The 15,490-nt window shown below is 70.2% G+C and carries 18 protein-coding genes; 7 read left to right on the top strand and 11 right to left on the bottom strand.

The window, feature by feature from the left end; all coding sequences use genetic code 11:
* Positions 1-79: 79 nt before the first annotated feature.
* From infA to EYW49_RS17660, 4 genes are all read right to left on the bottom strand, one after another.
* Positions 80-358, bottom strand: coding sequence for a translation initiation factor IF-1 (gene infA, locus EYW49_RS17675; RefSeq protein ID WP_131310955.1), 279 nt, complete (start codon positions 356-358; stop codon positions 80-82).
* A 107-nt stretch (positions 359-465) separates the two neighbouring features.
* A complete protein-coding gene (locus tag EYW49_RS17670; RefSeq protein WP_131310954.1) occupies positions 466-675 on the bottom strand; it encodes a cold-shock protein in 210 nt (69 codons plus the stop codon).
* A gap of 205 nt (positions 676-880) precedes the next feature.
* Positions 881-1,567: an aminoacyl-tRNA hydrolase gene (pth, locus tag EYW49_RS17665; RefSeq protein WP_131310953.1), complete on the bottom strand. Its 687-nt coding sequence runs from the start codon at positions 1,565-1,567 to the stop codon at positions 881-883.
* A 26-nt stretch (positions 1,568-1,593) separates the two neighbouring features.
* Positions 1,594-2,196, bottom strand: coding sequence for a 50S ribosomal protein L25/general stress protein Ctc (locus EYW49_RS17660; RefSeq protein WP_131310952.1), 603 nt, complete (start codon positions 2,194-2,196; stop codon positions 1,594-1,596).
* A gap of 301 nt (positions 2,197-2,497) precedes the next feature.
* Between EYW49_RS17660 and EYW49_RS17655 the strand changes: the two genes are divergently transcribed.
* A complete protein-coding gene (locus EYW49_RS17655; protein ID WP_131310951.1) occupies positions 2,498-3,124 on the top strand; it encodes a glutathione S-transferase family protein in 627 nt (208 codons plus the stop codon).
* A 61-nt stretch (positions 3,125-3,185) separates the two neighbouring features.
* Here the strand turns inward: EYW49_RS17655 and proC are convergent, their stop codons facing one another.
* The 4 genes from proC to EYW49_RS17635 form a co-directional block, all read right to left on the bottom strand.
* Positions 3,186-4,010: a pyrroline-5-carboxylate reductase gene (gene proC, locus EYW49_RS17650; protein ID WP_131310950.1), complete on the bottom strand. Its 825-nt coding sequence runs from the start codon at positions 4,008-4,010 to the stop codon at positions 3,186-3,188.
* Positions 4,007-4,507 carry a type III secretion system chaperone family protein gene (locus tag EYW49_RS17645; protein WP_131310949.1) on the bottom strand — a complete coding sequence of 167 codons (501 nt, stop codon included), beginning with the start codon at positions 4,505-4,507 and terminating at the stop codon, positions 4,007-4,009. Before EYW49_RS17645 ends, proC begins: the two co-directional genes overlap by 4 nt.
* Positions 4,508-4,754: 247 nt before the next feature.
* Complete coding sequence (locus EYW49_RS17640; RefSeq protein WP_131310948.1) at positions 4,755-5,264, bottom strand: DUF523 domain-containing protein; 510 nt, start codon at positions 5,262-5,264, stop codon at positions 4,755-4,757.
* A gap of 3 nt (positions 5,265-5,267) precedes the next feature.
* Complete coding sequence (locus EYW49_RS17635; protein WP_131310947.1) at positions 5,268-5,588, bottom strand: accessory factor UbiK family protein; 321 nt, start codon at positions 5,586-5,588, stop codon at positions 5,268-5,270.
* 189 nt (positions 5,589-5,777) lie between these two features.
* Here EYW49_RS17635 and lgt point away from each other — a divergent pair, with 189 nt between their 5' ends.
* The 6 genes from lgt to EYW49_RS17605 all read left to right on the top strand — a co-directional run bounded on the left by lgt (position 5,778) and on the right by EYW49_RS17605 (position 10,952).
* Positions 5,778-6,608: a prolipoprotein diacylglyceryl transferase gene (gene lgt, locus EYW49_RS17630; RefSeq protein ID WP_131310946.1), complete on the top strand. Its 831-nt coding sequence runs from the start codon at positions 5,778-5,780 to the stop codon at positions 6,606-6,608.
* The gene (locus EYW49_RS23485) at positions 6,605-7,729 is read left to right on the top strand and encodes a class I SAM-dependent methyltransferase (RefSeq protein ID WP_131310945.1); all 1,125 of its coding nucleotides are present in this window, start codon (positions 6,605-6,607) and stop codon (positions 7,727-7,729) included. Before lgt ends, EYW49_RS23485 begins: the two co-directional genes overlap by 4 nt.
* The gene (gene pgeF / locus EYW49_RS17620; protein WP_131310944.1) at positions 7,726-8,493 is read left to right on the top strand and encodes a peptidoglycan editing factor PgeF; all 768 of its coding nucleotides are present in this window, start codon (positions 7,726-7,728) and stop codon (positions 8,491-8,493) included. Before EYW49_RS23485 ends, pgeF begins: the two co-directional genes overlap by 4 nt.
* Before the next feature lie 82 nt (positions 8,494-8,575).
* Positions 8,576-9,130, top strand: coding sequence for a hypothetical protein (locus EYW49_RS17615; protein WP_131310943.1), 555 nt, complete (start codon positions 8,576-8,578; stop codon positions 9,128-9,130).
* Between the two features lie 166 nt (positions 9,131-9,296).
* Positions 9,297-10,229 (top strand): ribose-phosphate pyrophosphokinase, encoded by a 933-nt coding sequence (locus EYW49_RS17610; RefSeq protein WP_131310942.1) that lies wholly within the window; start codon positions 9,297-9,299, stop codon positions 10,227-10,229.
* 69 nt (positions 10,230-10,298) lie between these two features.
* Positions 10,299-10,952 carry a TetR/AcrR family transcriptional regulator gene (locus tag EYW49_RS17605; RefSeq protein ID WP_131310941.1) on the top strand — a complete coding sequence of 218 codons (654 nt, stop codon included), beginning with the start codon at positions 10,299-10,301 and terminating at the stop codon, positions 10,950-10,952.
* 45 nt (positions 10,953-10,997) lie between these two features.
* Here the strand turns inward: EYW49_RS17605 and EYW49_RS17600 are convergent, their stop codons facing one another.
* From EYW49_RS17600 to EYW49_RS17590, 3 genes are all read right to left on the bottom strand, one after another.
* Positions 10,998-13,085: a methyl-accepting chemotaxis protein gene (locus EYW49_RS17600; RefSeq protein ID WP_131310940.1), complete on the bottom strand. Its 2,088-nt coding sequence runs from the start codon at positions 13,083-13,085 to the stop codon at positions 10,998-11,000.
* A gap of 262 nt (positions 13,086-13,347) precedes the next feature.
* A complete protein-coding gene (locus EYW49_RS17595) occupies positions 13,348-14,763 on the bottom strand; it encodes an ATP-binding protein (protein WP_131310939.1) in 1,416 nt (471 codons plus the stop codon).
* Entirely contained in the window at positions 14,760-15,482 is a 723-nt protein-coding gene (locus tag EYW49_RS17590; RefSeq protein WP_131310938.1) for a response regulator transcription factor, read from the bottom strand. The genes EYW49_RS17595 and EYW49_RS17590 overlap by 4 nt, the downstream gene beginning before the upstream one ends.
* Positions 15,483-15,490: the final 8 nt, after the last annotated feature.

Here is a 15,490-nt window from a genome sequence, read left to right as displayed (position 1 = left end):
TTGGTCGCGTGGCGGACAGCCGGCTCACGCGTCGAGGTCGGCGAAGCGCCGGCGCCGCGCGTCGGCGGCGCGGCGGGTCTCAGCGACGACGGAACTGGGGATTGCCGCCGGCCGGCCGGGGCGCCGAATCGGGGCGGACTTCGCGATGGCGGAACACCAGGCGGCCCTTTTCCAGGTCGTAGGGGCTCATCTCGACGGTGACGCGATCTCCGGCCAAGGTCTTGATGCGGTTCTTCTTCATCTTGCCCGCGGTGTAGGCGACGATTTCGTGACCATTCTCGAGGCGGACGCGAAAGCGAGCGTCAGGCAGGATTTCCAAAACCAGCCCGTCGAATTGAATCAATTCTTCCTTGGCCATGAACGAGATCCATATCCCTGTTGTTCTGCCGGCCGTATTGTCAGACCGAAAATGCGACGGGCCGGAGACGCGGAAGGGAATCCCGCGTCTCCGGCCCGTGCGGAAGCTCAGACGGCCGCGAGGTTGGCGGCGGCAGCCTTGCCCGAACGGCGATCGACTTCGATCTCGAAGGAGACCTTCTGGCCCTCGTGGAGAGAGCGCAGGCCGGAGCGCTCGACCGCGGAGATGTGGACGAACACGTCCTTCGCCCCGTCTTCCGGCTGGATGAAGCCGTATCCCTTGGTTTCGTTGAAGAACTTGACGGTTCCGATCGGCATAGTAGTCATCCTCTTCGTCGCTTGTGCAAACGCGAGCGGGCGCGACGGCGCCTCCCGCTCGTTCAGTCGAATTTTGGAGAGATCTGACAAGCGCGCCCGGATGAGCCCGAGCGAAACAGCCCAGTGTCCGGCCGAAATCCGATGCCGCACCATAATCGTCCCCGACGCGTCTGGCAAGTCCGCAAGCGCGGGCGTACGCGAGGGCTCAGCGTTTCTTGGCGGCGAGGAGGCGCCGCAGGGTCTCCGCCATGGCGTTGCGGGCCGAAGCGGGAGGCCCCTCCCCGGACGGCGCGGCGGCGCGGGCGGGCGCCGCAGGGGCTTCCAAGGGGCGCGGCGGGCTGGCGACGGCGTTCATGAAGCCGGTGTCGTCGCCGGCGACCAGCTTGTCGACGGCCGCCGCGACGTCGTCGAGCAGCGGCTCCAGCCACTCGCGGTCGACCTTGGCGAAGTCGCCGAGCACGTGGCCGGTGACCCGTTCCTTGGCGCCGGGATGGCCGATGCCGAGGCGGATGCGGCGAAAATCGGGGCCGATGTGGGCCTGGATCGAGCGCAGGCCGTTGTGGCCGGCGTGGCCGCCGCCGATCTTGACGCGCAGGCGGCCGGGGGCGAGGTCGAGTTCGTCGTGGAAGACGATCACGTCCTTGGGCTCGATCTTGTAGAAACCGGTGCAGGCGACGACCGCGCGGCCGCTGTCGTTCATGTAGGTCGCGGGCTTCAGCGCCACGACCTTTTCGCCGGCGATGGTGCCTTCGCAGACCGCGCCGTGGAACTTGGCGCGCCAGGGCGAAAAGCCATGGCGGCGGACGATCGCGTCCACCGCCATGAAACCGATGTTGTGCCGATTGCCGGCGTAGTCCGCACCGGGGTTGCCGAGCCCGACGAAGAGCAGCATGGGCTTCTCCGATGCGGAAGGCCGGATCACGCCACCGGCGTGGCGGCGACTTCGGTGAAGCCGACCGGCGCGGTGATCGCCAGCACGGTGAAGTTCTTCTCGTGGATCACCGGCTTGATGCCGGGCGCGAAGACCACGTCCTCGATGTGCACCGAATCGCCGATGTCGAGATCGGTGATGTCGACTTCGATCGCGTCGGGGATCTGGTCGGCCCGCACCTGCAGCTCGATTTCGTGATGGACGATCGACAGGGCGCCACCGCGCTTCATGCCGGTCGACTGTTCCTGCTTGATCGCATGGACCGGGACGAAGACCGTGACCACGGTGTTGTCGCCGATGCGCAGGAAGTCGACGTGGGTGAGTACGTCACGCACGGGATCCATGTGGTAATCCTTGGGGATCACACGGACCTTCTCGTCGCCGACGACCACGGTCGCGACGGTGGTCAGGAAGCCGCCGGCGCGCAGACGCTTGTCGGCGTCCTTGAATCCGAGCGAGATGGCGATCGGGGGCTTCTTGTCGCCGTAGATCACGGCGGGGACACGGCCTTGACGACGCAGTTCACGGGCGGCCCCCTTGCCGATCCGTTCCCGCACCGTGGCCTCGAGCTCGTAGGACTGACGGCTCATGGGGTGCTCACCTTTCGAGTGACTGTCAAAAGAAAAAGGCCGGAAATCCGGCCTCTGCCCACCCGACGGGTCGCTGATGCGGACGGGTCGGGGGTCCCTCACGGTGCCTCCAGGGGTGTCGGCGTGTGGGAACGGCCGGGCTCATAGCACCGGTGGGCCAAAAGCGCAAGGTTTCTCGCCTCCGGCCATGGCCGCGCGGGGCGGTCGGGCGACGATTCCGTCGGGTCGCGGGGGTGTTCGGACTTGCGTACGTTCTTGAAATGTTCCATGTTGGAGAAAACCATTCCGGGGAGGACCGACGATGAGCGAAGCCGACGTGACCCTGTTCCATGCCACCAACACGCGGTCGAGCGGCATGGTCTATCTGCTCGAGGAACTGGGCGTGCCCTACCGGATCCACCGGCTGTCCTTCGCCAAGGGCGAGCACAAGGCGCCGGCGTATCTGGCGATCAACCCGATGGGCAAGGTGCCGGCGATCCGCCACGGCGACACGGTGGTGACCGAGCAGGGGGCGATCGCCCTCTATCTCGGCGACCTTTTTCCCGAGCGTGGTCTGGCGCCGCAGATGGGCGACCGCGACCGCGGCGAGTTGCTGCGCTGGCTGTTCTTCTACGGCTCGTGTTTCGAGCCGGCCCTGTGCGACCGGGCTCTGAAGCGCGAGCCGGGCAAGCCGAGCATGATGCCCTACGGCACCTTCGAGGACATGATCGCCACCCTCACCGGACAATTGGCGAAAGGCCCGTGGCTGCTCGGCGAGCACTTCACCGTCGCCGATGCGCTGTGGGGCAGCGCCCTGACCTGGACCACCGCCTTCGGTCTGCTGCCGGCGATCCCCGAGGTTTCCGCCTATGTGGCGCGGATCGCCGAACGGCCGGCTCTGGCGCGCGCCAAGGCGATCGACGCGGAAGCGGCGGCCGCGGGGGTGTGAGGCGAGGGGGTGGGCGAGGCGGTGCCGGCGGGGCGGACCCGCCGGAGTGTCCGGCCTCGGCTCAGCCGGCCAGTTCCTTCGAGCGCTTCGCGGCGGCGGCGGCGGCTTCGCTCATCAGGCGGGTGAGGGCGTCGTCGCCCATCAGCACGGCCAGTGCCGCGGCGGTGGTGCCGCCGGGCGAGGTGACGTTGCGGCGCAAGGTCTCGGGGCTGTCCTCGCTGCGATAGAGCAACTCGCCGGCGCCTTCGACGGTGGCGCGGGCGAGCCGCGCGGCGAGGTCGGGGGCGAGCCCGAGCGACGTACCGGCGGCGGCCAGCGCCTCGACCATGTGGAACACATAGGCCGGGCCGGAGCCGGAGATCGCGGTGACCAGATCGATCAGCCGCTCCTCGTCGACCCATTCGACGCGGCCGACGGCGGCGAGCAGACGGCCGACCAAGTCGCGATCGGCGGCGCCGACGTCGTCACCGGCCACCGCCGCGGTGATGCCGCGGCCGACCTGCGACGGGGTGTTGGGGATGGTGCGGACGATCAAGCCGCCGCCGAGGGCGGCGCGGAAGGTGGCGATGGTCTTGCCGGCGACCACCGAGATCACGATGGTGCGTGGCCCGACCAGCGGCCCGAGCGGCGGCAGGACGGCGTCGAGGACCTGCGGCTTGACCGCCACCAGGAGCACACGAGCGACCACGTCGGTCGGAGCGACGGCGCTGTGACGCACGCCGAGGGCGGCGAGGCGGGCCAGCGTCTCGGGCGCCGGGGCCGGGTCGACGACCACCACCGCCTCGGGCGCCAGGCCTTCGGCGAGCCAACCGGCGAGCAGCGATCCGCCCATCTTGCCGGCACCGACCAGAACCAGCGGTTCGGTCGCGGAGAGTTCCAAGGTCATGCTTCGCCCACCGTTTCGAACAGGGCGCCCTCGAGCGCCTCCGGAGCGGTCTTGCCCGCCCACACCACGAATTGGAACGCCTGGAAATAGCGGTCGCAGGCGTCCACCGCATTGGTCAGCAGCGCGGCGATCTGGCGCGCCGAAGGTTCGGCGCCGCCGGCCAGCACCATGGCATGGCGGAACAGCACCACGCCCTCGCCCGACCACAGGTCGAAGTGGCCGATCCACATCTGTTCGTTGACCAGCGACAACAGCCGGGTCACTTCGGCGCGGCGCGGTTCGGTCACCTTGAGGTCGAAGGTGCAGGCCAGATGCAGGGCCTCGACGCTCTCCATCCACGAGAAGGAGACGTGATATTCGGCCCAGCGGCCGGTCACCGAGACGGTGATCTCGTCGTCGTCGGCCCGTTCGAAGCACCAGTCTTCGAGGGCGGCGACGTGTTCGATCACGTCGACGGGGTGGGATTGCCGTTCGATTGCGAATTCGATCAGGCTCATCGGGGGCGAAGCCTCGCGTGGGAGGAAGGGCCTTGGGCCGGGGATACGCACCACTCGCACTCACCACCCCCCACGATCCGCGACGACGAACGACGCCGGATTGCGGGGCACGCGACGAACCGCGACCGATCGAGGCCGACACACTCGGAGCCGCGAATCTCTCTCGGATTTCAGTATAGGCGCAGTACCATCTTCCGCGCACCGGGCGGCGCCCCGGGGATCGAAAAGATGTGGACATTCCGATGCGTCAGAGCGTTTGCGGGGGACGAACCGGGCGATCGAGGGCGGCGGCCAGCGCGTCGAGACGATCGGGACCGTGGACCGCGACGCCGTGGTCGGCGAGCAGCCGCGCGGTGACGCCGTCGCCGGCGCGGCGGCGCCCGGTGAAGCTGCCGTCGGCGACGACCGTCGACCCGCACGAGGGACTGCCCTCGGCGAGCAGGGCGAAGCGCAGGCCGTGTTCGCGCACCAGGGCCAGCGCCGCTGCGGCGCCGGCGCGGAACGGTGCGGTCAGATCGGCGCCGGCGGCGGTGATCACCCGACCGCGGCCGGCGAGGACGGTTTCCGCGGTGTCGCCGGGGGCGATCTCGGCGGCCGGGCGCGGGACGGCGAGGCCGGCGGCGCATTCCGGGCAGAAGCTCACGATTCGCCCCTCGGCGATCCAGGTCGCGAGGCGGGGATCGTCGACGGGGCGCGCCGCGCCGTTCCAGCGGACCGGCGCGCCGAGCAGGCAGGCGGAGACCAGAATCCGGTCCACGCCTCAGCCGACGGTCGGATCGACGGGATCGCCGGCGATCAGGGTCTGGGCGGGATCGCTCTTGCCGCCCTCGAGGGCGACGACCCGCGCCTCGAGCGCGTCGAGGCGGGCCTTCAGGGCCTCGTTCTCGGCGCGGGCGGCGGCGGCGAGATCGCGCACCACCTCGAAGTCCTCGCGCTTGACGAGGTCGAGATCGGTGACGAAGGACTCGAAGCGGGCGCGGATCGCGGTCTCGACTTCGCGGCCGAGGCCTTGGGCGACGCCGGCGGCGTCGGTGACCAGCTTGGCCATGTCGTCGAAGAAGCGGTTGTTGGTCTGGGTCATCGCGGGTCTCCTGACCGGGGCTGATCGGGCGCGGGGCGCCCGCGGGCTGCGCGTCGATCCAGTTATGGGGTGCCGAGTCCGACCTCGCAAGGGTGGCGGGGGCCTCGCCAGCGGTGCGGTGCTTGACGCGGGTCGCCGGGCATCCCACTGTCCGAGCCGCGCCCCGGATCCCCGCGAGACCCCGCCGACATGCCGCTCTACGTCCTGCCGTTCCCGGCATTCGATCCGATCGCGGTCCAACTCGGGCCGCTCGCCATCCGCTGGTATGCGCTGGCCTATATCGCCGGCATCCTCATCGGCTGGTGGTGGGTGCGCCGGCTGATCGCCGACGATCGCCCGTGGGGCGGACGGCCGCGGCCGAACGCGCCGGAGATCGACGACTTCGTGCTGTGGGCGACGCTGGGCATCGTGCTCGGCGGACGCATCGGCTACGTCCTGTTCTACAATCCCGCCCACTACCTCGCCAATCCGTCCGAGATCGTGATGGTGTGGAAGGGCGGCATGGCCTTCCACGGCGGCTTCCTCGGCTCGGTGGCGGCGATGGTGCTGTTCGCCCGCGGCCGCAGCTTTTCGTTCCTGACGCTGTTCGACCTGTTCGCCGCCGCCGCGCCGATCGGCCTGTTCTTCGGACGGCTGGCCAATTTCGTGAACGGCGAACTGTGGGGGCGGACCAGCGACGTCGCCTGGGCGATGGTGTTTCCCTACGCCGGGCCGGTGGCGCGGCATCCGAGCCAGCTCTACGAGGCGGCGCTCGAGGGGGTGCTGCTGTTCGCGGTTCTCGCGGTGATCGTCGCGCGCACCGACGTACTGCGCCGGCCGGGGCTGCTCGCCGGGCTGTTCGCCACCGGCTACGGCTTGGCGCGGATCGCCGCCGAATTCTTCCGCGAACCCGACGCCCAACTCGGCTTCCTCGCCGGCGGCGTCACCATGGGGCAGGTGCTGTCGCTGCCGATGGTCGCGGCGGGGCTGGCGCTGGCGATCTGGGCGGCGCGGCGGGTGCCGCGGAGCGATCCGCCATGAGCCCGACCCCGCTCGAGCACCGCATCAGGGCGCTCGTCCGGTTGAACGGTCCGATGGCCGTCCACGACTACATGGCGCTCTGCCTCGGCGATCCCGAGCACGGCTACTACATGGCACGCGAGCCCTTCGGCGCCGACGGCGATTTCGTCACGGCGCCGGAAGTGTCGCAGATGTTCGGCGAGGTGATCGGCGCGGCGATCGTCGAGGCCTGGGAGCGCGCCGGGCGCCCGGCGCCGTTCCGGCTGATCGAGCTCGGGCCCGGCCGCGGCACACTGATGGCCGATCTGCTGCGGGTGGCCCGGCGGGTGCCGGCCTTCCTCGCCGCGGCGCGGCTCGGCCTGGTCGAGACCAGCCCGCGGCTGCGCGCCAGACAGGCGGCGACGCTGGCCGGCGGGCCGCTGACCCCGACCTGGTACGAACGCATCGAGGAGATCCCGGCCGGTCCGCTGCTGGTGATCGCCAACGAATTCTTCGACGCCCTGCCGATCCGCCAGTTCCAGAAGGCCGACGGCGGCTGGCACGAGCGGGTGGTCGGGCTCGACGACGACGGCGTCCTCGCCTTCGGGTTGGGCCCCACGACCCTGCCGGCCGAGCGGCGGCCGGTGTTCATGGCCGGCGCGCCCGAAGGGGCGATCGTCGAGGTCTCGCCCGCCGGAGTGGCGGTGATGGCGACGCTGGCCGAGCGCGTGGTGCGCGACGGCGGGGTGATCCTGGCGGTCGACTACGGCTATGCCGGCCCGGCCTTCGGCGACACCTTCCAGGCGATCCGCTCGCACACCCACGTCGATCCGCTCGGCCGCCCGGGCGAGGCCGATCTCACCGCCCATGTCGACTTCATGGCGCTGGCCCAGGCGGCATGGCGCACCGGCGCGGCAGTCCAGGGGCCGATCGAACAGGGCGACTTCCTCCTCGCCCTCGGGCTCGCCGAGCGGGCCGGCCGGCTCGGTGCCGACAAGGACGCGGCGACCCGCGAGGCGCTGGTCGGTCAGGTGGCGCGGCTGGTCGGGCCGGAAGAAATGGGCTCGCTGTTCAAGGTGCTCGCCGTCGGCCCGCCGGGCCTCGCCATGCCGGGCTTTCCGCCGCCGTCTCCCCGTCCTCCCGTCCGGAACCCCACACCGTGATCCGATCGCCGCTCCTCGACCATCCGACCTTGTCGCACGGCTTCTTCACCCGCCAGGGCGGGGTGTCGGAAGGGCTCTACGCCAGCCTCAACATCGGCCTCGGCTCGGCCGATGCCCGGCCCGCGGTATTCGAGAACCGCGCCCGGGTGGCGGCGCGGCTCGGCGTCGGGCCGGAGGCGCTGTTGATGCCGTGGCAGGTGCATTCGCCCGACGTGGCGGTGGTCGAGGCGCCGTGGGCGCCGGGCGAGGGACCGCGGGTCGATGCGCTGGTGACGGCGCGGCCGGGGCTGGCGGTCGGCATCGCCACCGCCGACTGCGGACCGATCCTGTTCGCCGACGCGGAAGCCGGGGTGGTCGGGGCGGCCCATGCCGGCTGGAAAGGGGCGCTGTCCGGGGTGATCGCGGCGACGGTCGCGGCGATGGTCGGGTGCGGCGCACGGCGCGGACGAATCGTCGCGGTGCTCGGGCCGACCATATCGGCGGCGGCCTACGAGGTCGGGCCGGAGTTCGTCGAGCGCTTCGTCGCCGAATCGGCCGATCACGCCCGCTTCTTCACTCCGTCCGAGCGCGCGGGGCATGCGATGTTCGATCTGCCGGCCTTCATCGCGCTGCGACTCGCGGCGGAAGAGCTCGGGGCGATCGGTGACCTCGGTCTGTGCACCTACGGCGACGAGGCGCGATTCTTCTCCTATCGTCGCACCACCCGGCGTGGCGAGGCCGACTACGGCCGTCTGGTCGCGGCGATCACGGTGCGGGCGGCGTGAAGCACCGCCGGCGTGGTGGACCGGCGCCCGCTTTCCGGCTAGACAACCCCACGCATTCCCCGTTCCCGAGAGGCATCGCGCCATGACCGGATCCGTTCCCCGTCCCGATCGCCGCCGCCGGCGTCTCGCCGCGTCGGTGCGGATCGGCGCGGCGCTCTGTGGCCTCGCGCTGCTGGTCGGCTGCGGCGCGGCCGGTACCTCCGGCGACGCCGGTTCGGTGCTGAGCGGCGAGACGCGGCTGCCGCCGCTGAAGGCGCAGCCGCCGGCGGGCATGGTGACGGTACAGATGCTGCCCTTCACCGGCGTGCCGGTGACCATCGGCGACGGCATCTACACCCGCTTCCGGATGCAGGCGCCGGGCGCCGGGATCACCCTGGTGCACCGCCTGGAGGAACCGGCGACCTACCGGATTCAGGGGCATTTCGTGGCGCTGGGCAACAACACCGCGACCACCTTCCTGTTCACCTACGACATCTACGACGCCAGCGGGCGGCGGGTGCAGCGGATCATCGGCCAGGAGCTCGGCAATCAGGCGGAGGGCGACGCCTGGGCCGGCATGACCGTCGACGGCCAGACCCGTCTGGCGTCGCGGGCGGTGCGGGCGATCAAGGCGTGGCTGACGCGCGCCGACGGATGACGGCCGGTGGTGCCGTCGCCGTGATGCGCGTCGACGAGAAGGTCGGTTTACGGCGCGGTTCGTGCTTGTTAAAAGGCCTGCCAACAGGACGCCCCCCGCGGGCGTCCAACGCGTTTCGGAGCGGGACGCCGATCGTCGCGGTCCCCCGGTCGAAAAGAGGCATCCGATGAAGCTCGTCTGCGGCAATTCGAACCGCGCGCTCGCCGAGGCGATCACCAAGTATCTCGAGATTCCGCTGTCGAGCTGTCTGGTGCGACGTTTCGCCGACCAGGAGATCTTCGTCGAGATCCAGGAGAACGTCCGCGGCGAGGACACCTTCGTCCTCCAGTCGACGAGCTACCCGGCCAACGACCACCTGATGGAACTGCTGATCATGATCGACGCGCTGCGTCGGTCGTCGGCCAAGCGCATCACCGCGGTGCTGCCCTATTTCGGTTACGCCCGCCAGGACCGCAAACCCGGGCCGCGCACGCCGATCTCGGCCAAGTTGGTCGCCAACATCATCACCCATGCCGGCGCCGACCGGGTGCTGACCCTCGATCTCCACGCCGGCCAGATTCAGGGCTTCTTCGACATCCCGACCGACAACCTCTATGCGGCGCCGGTGATGATGCGCGACATCAAGGAGCGCTATGCGCCGGGCACCGTCATGGTCGTTTCGCCCGACGTCGGCGGCGTGGTCCGCGCCCGAGCGCTGGCCAAGCGCATCGACGCGCAACTGGCGATCGTCGACAAGCGCCGCGAACGGGCCGGCGAATCGGAAGTGATGAACGTCATCGGCAACGTCGAAGGCCGGTCGTGCATCCTGGTCGACGACATCATCGATTCCGGCGGCACCCTGTGCAACGCGGCGGAAGCGCTGCTCGCCCGCGGCGCCAAGGACGTCTCGGCCTATTGCACCCACGGCGTGCTGTCGGGCGGCGCGGTGACCCGCATCTCGGCGTCGAACCTCAAGGAACTGGTGATCACCGATTCGATCCAGCCGACGGAAGCGGTCCGGGCGGCGGCCAACATCCGCGTCCTGTCGATCGCCCCGCTGATCGGCGAGGCGATCGCCCGCACCGCCCAGGAAAAGTCGGTGTCGAGCCTGTTCGACTGAGGTCACGCCGCGGCCCTGGTCGAGGCCGTCGCGGCTCCCTATCTAGGGAGCTCAGCGATGGAGGCGATCATGGCCGACGACGAGCAGATGAAGACGATCGAAGAGGCGCTGCTGGCGCTGGCGGGCGAGAAGCGCTTCGCCGACATCCGTCCGAGCGACATCGCCGCGCGGGCGGGGATCGATCTGGCGGACCTCCGGCGAAGCTTCGACGGTCCCTTCGACATTCTCGAGAGTTTCGCCCGGCGCATCGACATTGGCGTGCTGGCCGGCGGCGATCCGGAACTGGCCGGCGAGCCCGCGCGCGAGCGGCTGCGCGACGTGTTGATGCGGCGCTTCGATCTGTTGGCGCCCTACCGCGCGGGGCTCGCCGGTCTCGACCGAGCGGCGCGCACCGACCCGCTGCTCGCCTGCCGGCTGGCACGGATCAGCGTCGGCTCGCAGAACTGGATGCTGGAGGCGGCGGGCGTTTCGACGGTGGGGCTGACCGGTCGCCTGCGGGCGCCGGCGCTGGCCGTGTCGCTCGGCTGCCTGCTGTCGACCTTCCTCGACGATGCCGAACCGGGCCTGCCCAAGACCATGGCGGCGCTGGACAAGGCGCTCGATCGGCTGGAGCGCATCGACGCGCGGGTGCGGTGGTTCGAGGATCTCGCGACCCGCGCCTGCGATCGTGCCCGGCGGCCGTCGGCGGCGGCCCGCGAGACGGCCTTCGACCCGAGCATCTGAGCCCGGCGGGCGATGCCCCGGGAGGGACATCGCCGCGCGCGGAGATCAGGCGGAGCGGACGGTCTTCAGGAAGGTGCCGACCTCGCCGCGCAGGACTTCGGCCTGACGGCTGAGGGCGGTCGCCGAAGCCAGCACCTGGGACGAAGCGGCGCTCGACTGCGAGGCCGCGGCGGTGACCCCGGAGATGTTCGACGAGACGTCGGTGGTGCCCTGAGAGGCCTCGCGGACGTTGGCGGAGATCTCGCCGGTGGCGGTGCCCTGGGCGTCGACGGCGAGGGAGATGGTCGAGGCGATGGTGTTCATCGTCTCGATGGTGCGGCCGATGCCGGCGATCGCCTGGGCGGCCTCGGCGGTGGCGGTCTGGATCGCCCCGACCTGGGTGCCGATGTCGGCGGTCGCCTTGGCGGTCTGGTCGGCGAGCTGTTTGACTTCCGCCGCGACCACCGCGAAGCCGCGTCCCGCCTCGCCGGCGCGCGCCGCCTCGATGGTGGCGTTGAGGGCGAGGAGGTTGGTCTTGCCGGCGATCTCGGCGATCAGGCCGACGATCGAGCCGATCCGGTCGGCGGCGACGGCGAGGCCCTCGACCCGACGATTGGTGTCCTCGGCTTCGACCACCGCTTCCGCGGCGATCTCGGCCGAGCGGGCGACCTGACGCGAGATCTCGCCGACCGAACCGGCCAGACGATCGGCGGCGGTGGCGACGGTGCCGACGTTGGCGGAGGCCTGTTCGGAGGCGGCGGCGACCGCGACCGAGCGTTCCTGGGTCTCGTCGGCGGTGGCGGTCAGGGTCCGGGCGGCGGACTGCAGCTCGGTGGCGGCAGTGGCGACGGTGTCGACCACCGTGCCGATGGCGCGATCGAAGCGATCGGCGAGGTCGTTCATCTCGCGCCGGCGGGTCGCTCCGGCGGTTTGCTCCTGCTCGACCTGGAGGGCACGCAGGCGCTCGGTCTCCTGCATGTTGGTCTTGAAGGTCTGCATCGCCCGGCCGAGGCCGCCGATCTCGTCACCGCGGGTGGTGTAGGGCACGTCGACTGCGAGGTCGCCGCGGGCGAGCTGGAGCATGCGCCCCTCGATGATCAGCAGCGGGCGGGTGACGCGGTGCGACACCAGGAGCATGGCGCCGGCGGCGACCGCGAGGCCGGTCAGCAGCAGGGCGATCTGGGTCACCAGCGAGGTGGTCGCGGCGGACTTCGACTCGGCGGCGTGGTCGATCGCCATCTTCAGCGCCGCTTCGGCGACGGCGGTGAAGGTCGAGATGCGCGGCACCACCCAGCCGGTCCAGCCGTCGGTGTCGAGCGGCGGCTTGGCGCCGGCCAGGACCGCCGACAGCTGACGGTTCAGGGTGTCGGCGAAGGTCGGCGCGACGAAGTCGTCGGCGACCTTGCGGATCGCCGCGGTCAGGGCGGGCGTCTGCGGCAGGCCCTTGGCGAGGTCCGACAGGGCCTCGAAATGGGCGACCGCCGCGGCGCGGGCCACCGCCTGCTTGAGCACGACGTCAGGCGGCAGGGCGAGACCGGCGGTGGCGTTGGAGACGACCACCGAGGCGTCGCCGGCGGCGGAACGGCCGGCCCAGGCCTCCTGCTTGATGTCGAAGAGTTTGTCGATCAGCGGATCTTCGAACTCGACCAACTGATTGAAGCGCGCGCCGATCTCGTCGAGCTGGTCGAGCAGGGCGGTGATGTGGCCGGAGAGATCGGTGGCGAGGCCGGCGCGACGCTCGGCCTTGGGCCGCTGCATCGCGGCGGTCGATTCCTCGTGCAGCGCCGTCAGCTTGCGCAGCGCGCCGTCGAGCGCGGCGATGGTCGCGTCCTTCTGCGGAAAGTCGAAGGTCTTCATGCCGGCGAGCGTGCGCGTCAGCGCCGAAACTTCCTTCTCGCGCATGTCCTTGACCGCCTGCGTATGACCCCCGGTCTTGTCGGCGAGCAGTTCGCGATTGGACGTCGAGCGGTCGAGCCGCAGGTTCTGCAGCGCGGTGAAAATGTGGGTCGAGGTTTCCGCGACGGCGGAAATCCGGTTCTGGGACTGGAGTCGCGACCAGGACGACATCGCGCCGGACGCCAGCATGACGAGCGCGACGGCCGCGAGCGCGCCGATGACGAGCCTCAGGATCGAATTTGCCGACACCGTGTTCATGCGGGGAAACTTCCGTTGTGAATAAGGGGTATCCCCAAGATCCTCGAACTTGTGTAACGAACCGTGAAGAAGAGCCGGCTTCTTTCGCGCAAAGGGAAGATAGGCGGCATCGGGAGAGTGGAAATCAATCGGATCTTCGGATTTCGATTTGAAACCCTGTAAACTGCAACGACATCTCGTGAAAATTGTAATCGACGAACCTGTCGCGAGGTCGTGTAGTCGGCGGAATGACGCCGGGTAATCTCGGGCTTCCTCGGGCCGGTCAGCCGGGGATGCGGATCACCGCGCGCAGGCCCCCGAGCGGGCCGTCGTCGAGGGTGATGTCGCCGCCGTGGCCGCGGGCGATGTCGCGGGCGATCGCCAACCCGAGGCCCGAGCCGCCCTCGTCCTGGTTGCGCGCCTCGTCGAGCCGGTAGAACGGGCGGAAGACGTTGTCGCGCTCGGCCTCGGGGATGCCGGGGCCGTCGTCGTCGACGACGATGGTCAGCCAGCCGTGGGTGTGGCGGGCGGCGACGGTGACCTGCTCGCCGTGGCGGCAGGCGTTGCCGACGAGATTGCCGACCAGGCGTTTGAAGGCGTTGGGACGGACGGTGACGAAGGGCTCGCCGTCGAAGGTCTGGACCACTTCGAAGCCGGCGCGATCGGCTTCGGCGGCGATCGAGCGCAACATCTCGGCGATGTCGGTGGGTTGCGCCGCCTCGCCGCCGTCGCCGCGGGCGAAGGCGAGATAGGCCTCGAGCATCGCCTGCATCTCGCCGACGTCGGCCTCGAAGGCCTCGATCTCGGTGCCGGGCGGCAACAGCGCCAGTTGCAGGCGGAAGCGGGTGAGCACGGTGCGCAGGTCGTGGCTGACGCCGGCGAGCATGGCGGTGCGCTGTTCGATCTGGCGCTCGATGCGCCGCCGCATCTCGGCGAAGGCCTCGCCGGCGCGGCGCACCTCGCGCGCCCCGCGCGGCGTGAAGTCGCCGATCGGCCGGCCCTTGCCGAAGCCCTCGGCCGCGTCGGCGAGCTGTTGGATCGGCCGGATCTGGTTGCGCAGGAACAGGATGGCGATGGCCAATAGGACGATCGAGGTGCCGAACATCCACACCAGGAAGATGTGGGAATTGGAGGCATAGGCCTGGGAGCGGCGGGCGATCACCTTGAGGATGCCGGCGGAAGTCGGAATGCGGATCTCGATCCAGTCCGACTTGCCGACCGTGTCGATCCAGAAGGGGCGGTCGATGCGGGTCACGATCTCGTCGGAGAGCGCGCTGTCGAGCAGCGAGAAGAACGGCTTGGGCATCGACGGCGGCAGTTCGCCGCCCGGCAGGATCGCCACGGATATGCCGAGGTCGCGCCGGGCGATCTCGGTGATGCGGGCGAAGTCGGAATCTTTCGGGGCGGTCTCGACCACCGAGATCACCGCGGCGATGTCGCGGGTCAGCGCTTCCGACAGACGGCGGGTGACCAGCTGCCAGTGGCGCTCCATGAAGACATAGGCGACCACCGACTGGAGGATCAGCATCGGCAGCAGGACGATCAGCAGCGAGCGGGCGTAGAGCCCCTTGGGCATGCGGTCGGCCAGCGCCCGGGTGAAGCGGCGCCAGCCCAGCCGGGCGCGCACCAGCGGCTCGTTGCGCAGGCTCCAGAGCGACGGCGGTCCCGGCGGTGGGGCGGGCGTGCGGGGCTGGGTCATCCGGGCGGGGGATCCGTCTTGAGGCGATAGCCCTGGCCACGGACGGTGACCAGATGGATCGGATTGGCCGGATCGGTCTCGATCTTGCGGCGCAGGCGGTTGATCTGGACGTCGGCGGTGCGGTCGCCGAGCGCGCTCTCGCCCTGGACGATCTCGTGGCGAGCGACGGTCTCGTCGGGCCGCTCGGCGAACATGCGCAGGAGGCGGCGCTCGCTGTCGGTCAGGCGGACGACCTCGTCGTCGCGGCGCAACTCGTCGCGGTCGCCGTCCCACAGGAACGGGCCGAAGCGCATCTCGGCGGCGCGCACCCGCACCGGCGGGGCGATGCCGCGTTTCAGGACGTTGTTGATCCGCAACAGCAGCTCACGCGGGTCGAAGGGCTTGGCGAGATAGTCGTCGGCGCCGATCTCCAGGCCGCGGATGCGGTTCTCGGTCTCGGCGCGGGCGGTCAGCATCAGAATCGGCACGGTCGAGGTGCGACGCAGCGACGCGGTGAAGTCCATGCCGCTCTCGCCGGGCATCATCAGATCGAGCACCAGGAGGTCGAAATCGATCGCCGCCATCTTCTTGCGGGCGTCGGCGGCCGACTCGGCGCTGGTCACGCGGAAGCCGTTCTCGCCGAGGAAGCGCGAGATCAGCGTCCGGATACGGCTGTCGTCGTCGACCACCAGCAGGTGGGGGGCGGCGTCGGAGGGCGGCGAGGCGAGGGCTTCGGTCATGGGGTCCT

The organism is Siculibacillus lacustris (assembly GCF_004328075.1).
GTDB lineage: Bacteria > Pseudomonadota > Alphaproteobacteria > Rhizobiales > Ancalomicrobiaceae > Siculibacillus > Siculibacillus lacustris.
Note: the sequence above shows the minus strand (reverse complement) of the source record. Positions and strands in the feature narration are given on the sequence as shown.

Coding starts and splice junctions, on each gene's coding strand:
- EYW49_RS17655 (WP_131310951.1), top strand. CDS start 2,498: ATGAGCGAAGCCGACGTGACCCTGTTCCATGCCACCAACACGCGGTCG.
- EYW49_RS17590 (WP_131310938.1), bottom strand. CDS start 15,482: ATGACCGAAGCCCTCGCCTCGCCGCCCTCCGACGCCGCCCCCCACCTG.
- EYW49_RS17610 (WP_131310942.1), top strand. CDS start 9,297: ATGAAGCTCGTCTGCGGCAATTCGAACCGCGCGCTCGCCGAGGCGATC.
- EYW49_RS17595 (WP_131310939.1), bottom strand. CDS start 14,763: ATGACCCAGCCCCGCACGCCCGCCCCACCGCCGGGACCGCCGTCGCTC.
- proC (WP_131310950.1), bottom strand. CDS start 4,010: ATGACCTTGGAACTCTCCGCGACCGAACCGCTGGTTCTGGTCGGTGCC.
- EYW49_RS17670 (WP_131310954.1), bottom strand. CDS start 675: ATGCCGATCGGAACCGTCAAGTTCTTCAACGAAACCAAGGGATACGGC.
- pth (WP_131310953.1), bottom strand. CDS start 1,567: ATGCTGCTCTTCGTCGGGCTCGGCAACCCCGGTGCGGACTACGCCGGC.
- EYW49_RS17635 (WP_131310947.1), bottom strand. CDS start 5,588: ATGACCCAGACCAACAACCGCTTCTTCGACGACATGGCCAAGCTGGTC.
- infA (WP_131310955.1), bottom strand. CDS start 358: ATGGCCAAGGAAGAATTGATTCAATTCGACGGGCTGGTTTTGGAAATC.
- EYW49_RS17645 (WP_131310949.1), bottom strand. CDS start 4,507: ATGAGCCTGATCGAATTCGCAATCGAACGGCAATCCCACCCCGTCGAC.
- EYW49_RS23485 (WP_131310945.1), top strand. CDS start 6,605: ATGAGCCCGACCCCGCTCGAGCACCGCATCAGGGCGCTCGTCCGGTTG.
- EYW49_RS17660 (WP_131310952.1), bottom strand. CDS start 2,196: ATGAGCCGTCAGTCCTACGAGCTCGAGGCCACGGTGCGGGAACGGATC.
- EYW49_RS17605 (WP_131310941.1), top strand. CDS start 10,299: ATGGCCGACGACGAGCAGATGAAGACGATCGAAGAGGCGCTGCTGGCG.
- EYW49_RS17615 (WP_131310943.1), top strand. CDS start 8,576: ATGACCGGATCCGTTCCCCGTCCCGATCGCCGCCGCCGGCGTCTCGCC.
- lgt (WP_131310946.1), top strand. CDS start 5,778: ATGCCGCTCTACGTCCTGCCGTTCCCGGCATTCGATCCGATCGCGGTC.
- EYW49_RS17600 (WP_131310940.1), bottom strand. CDS start 13,085: ATGAACACGGTGTCGGCAAATTCGATCCTGAGGCTCGTCATCGGCGCG.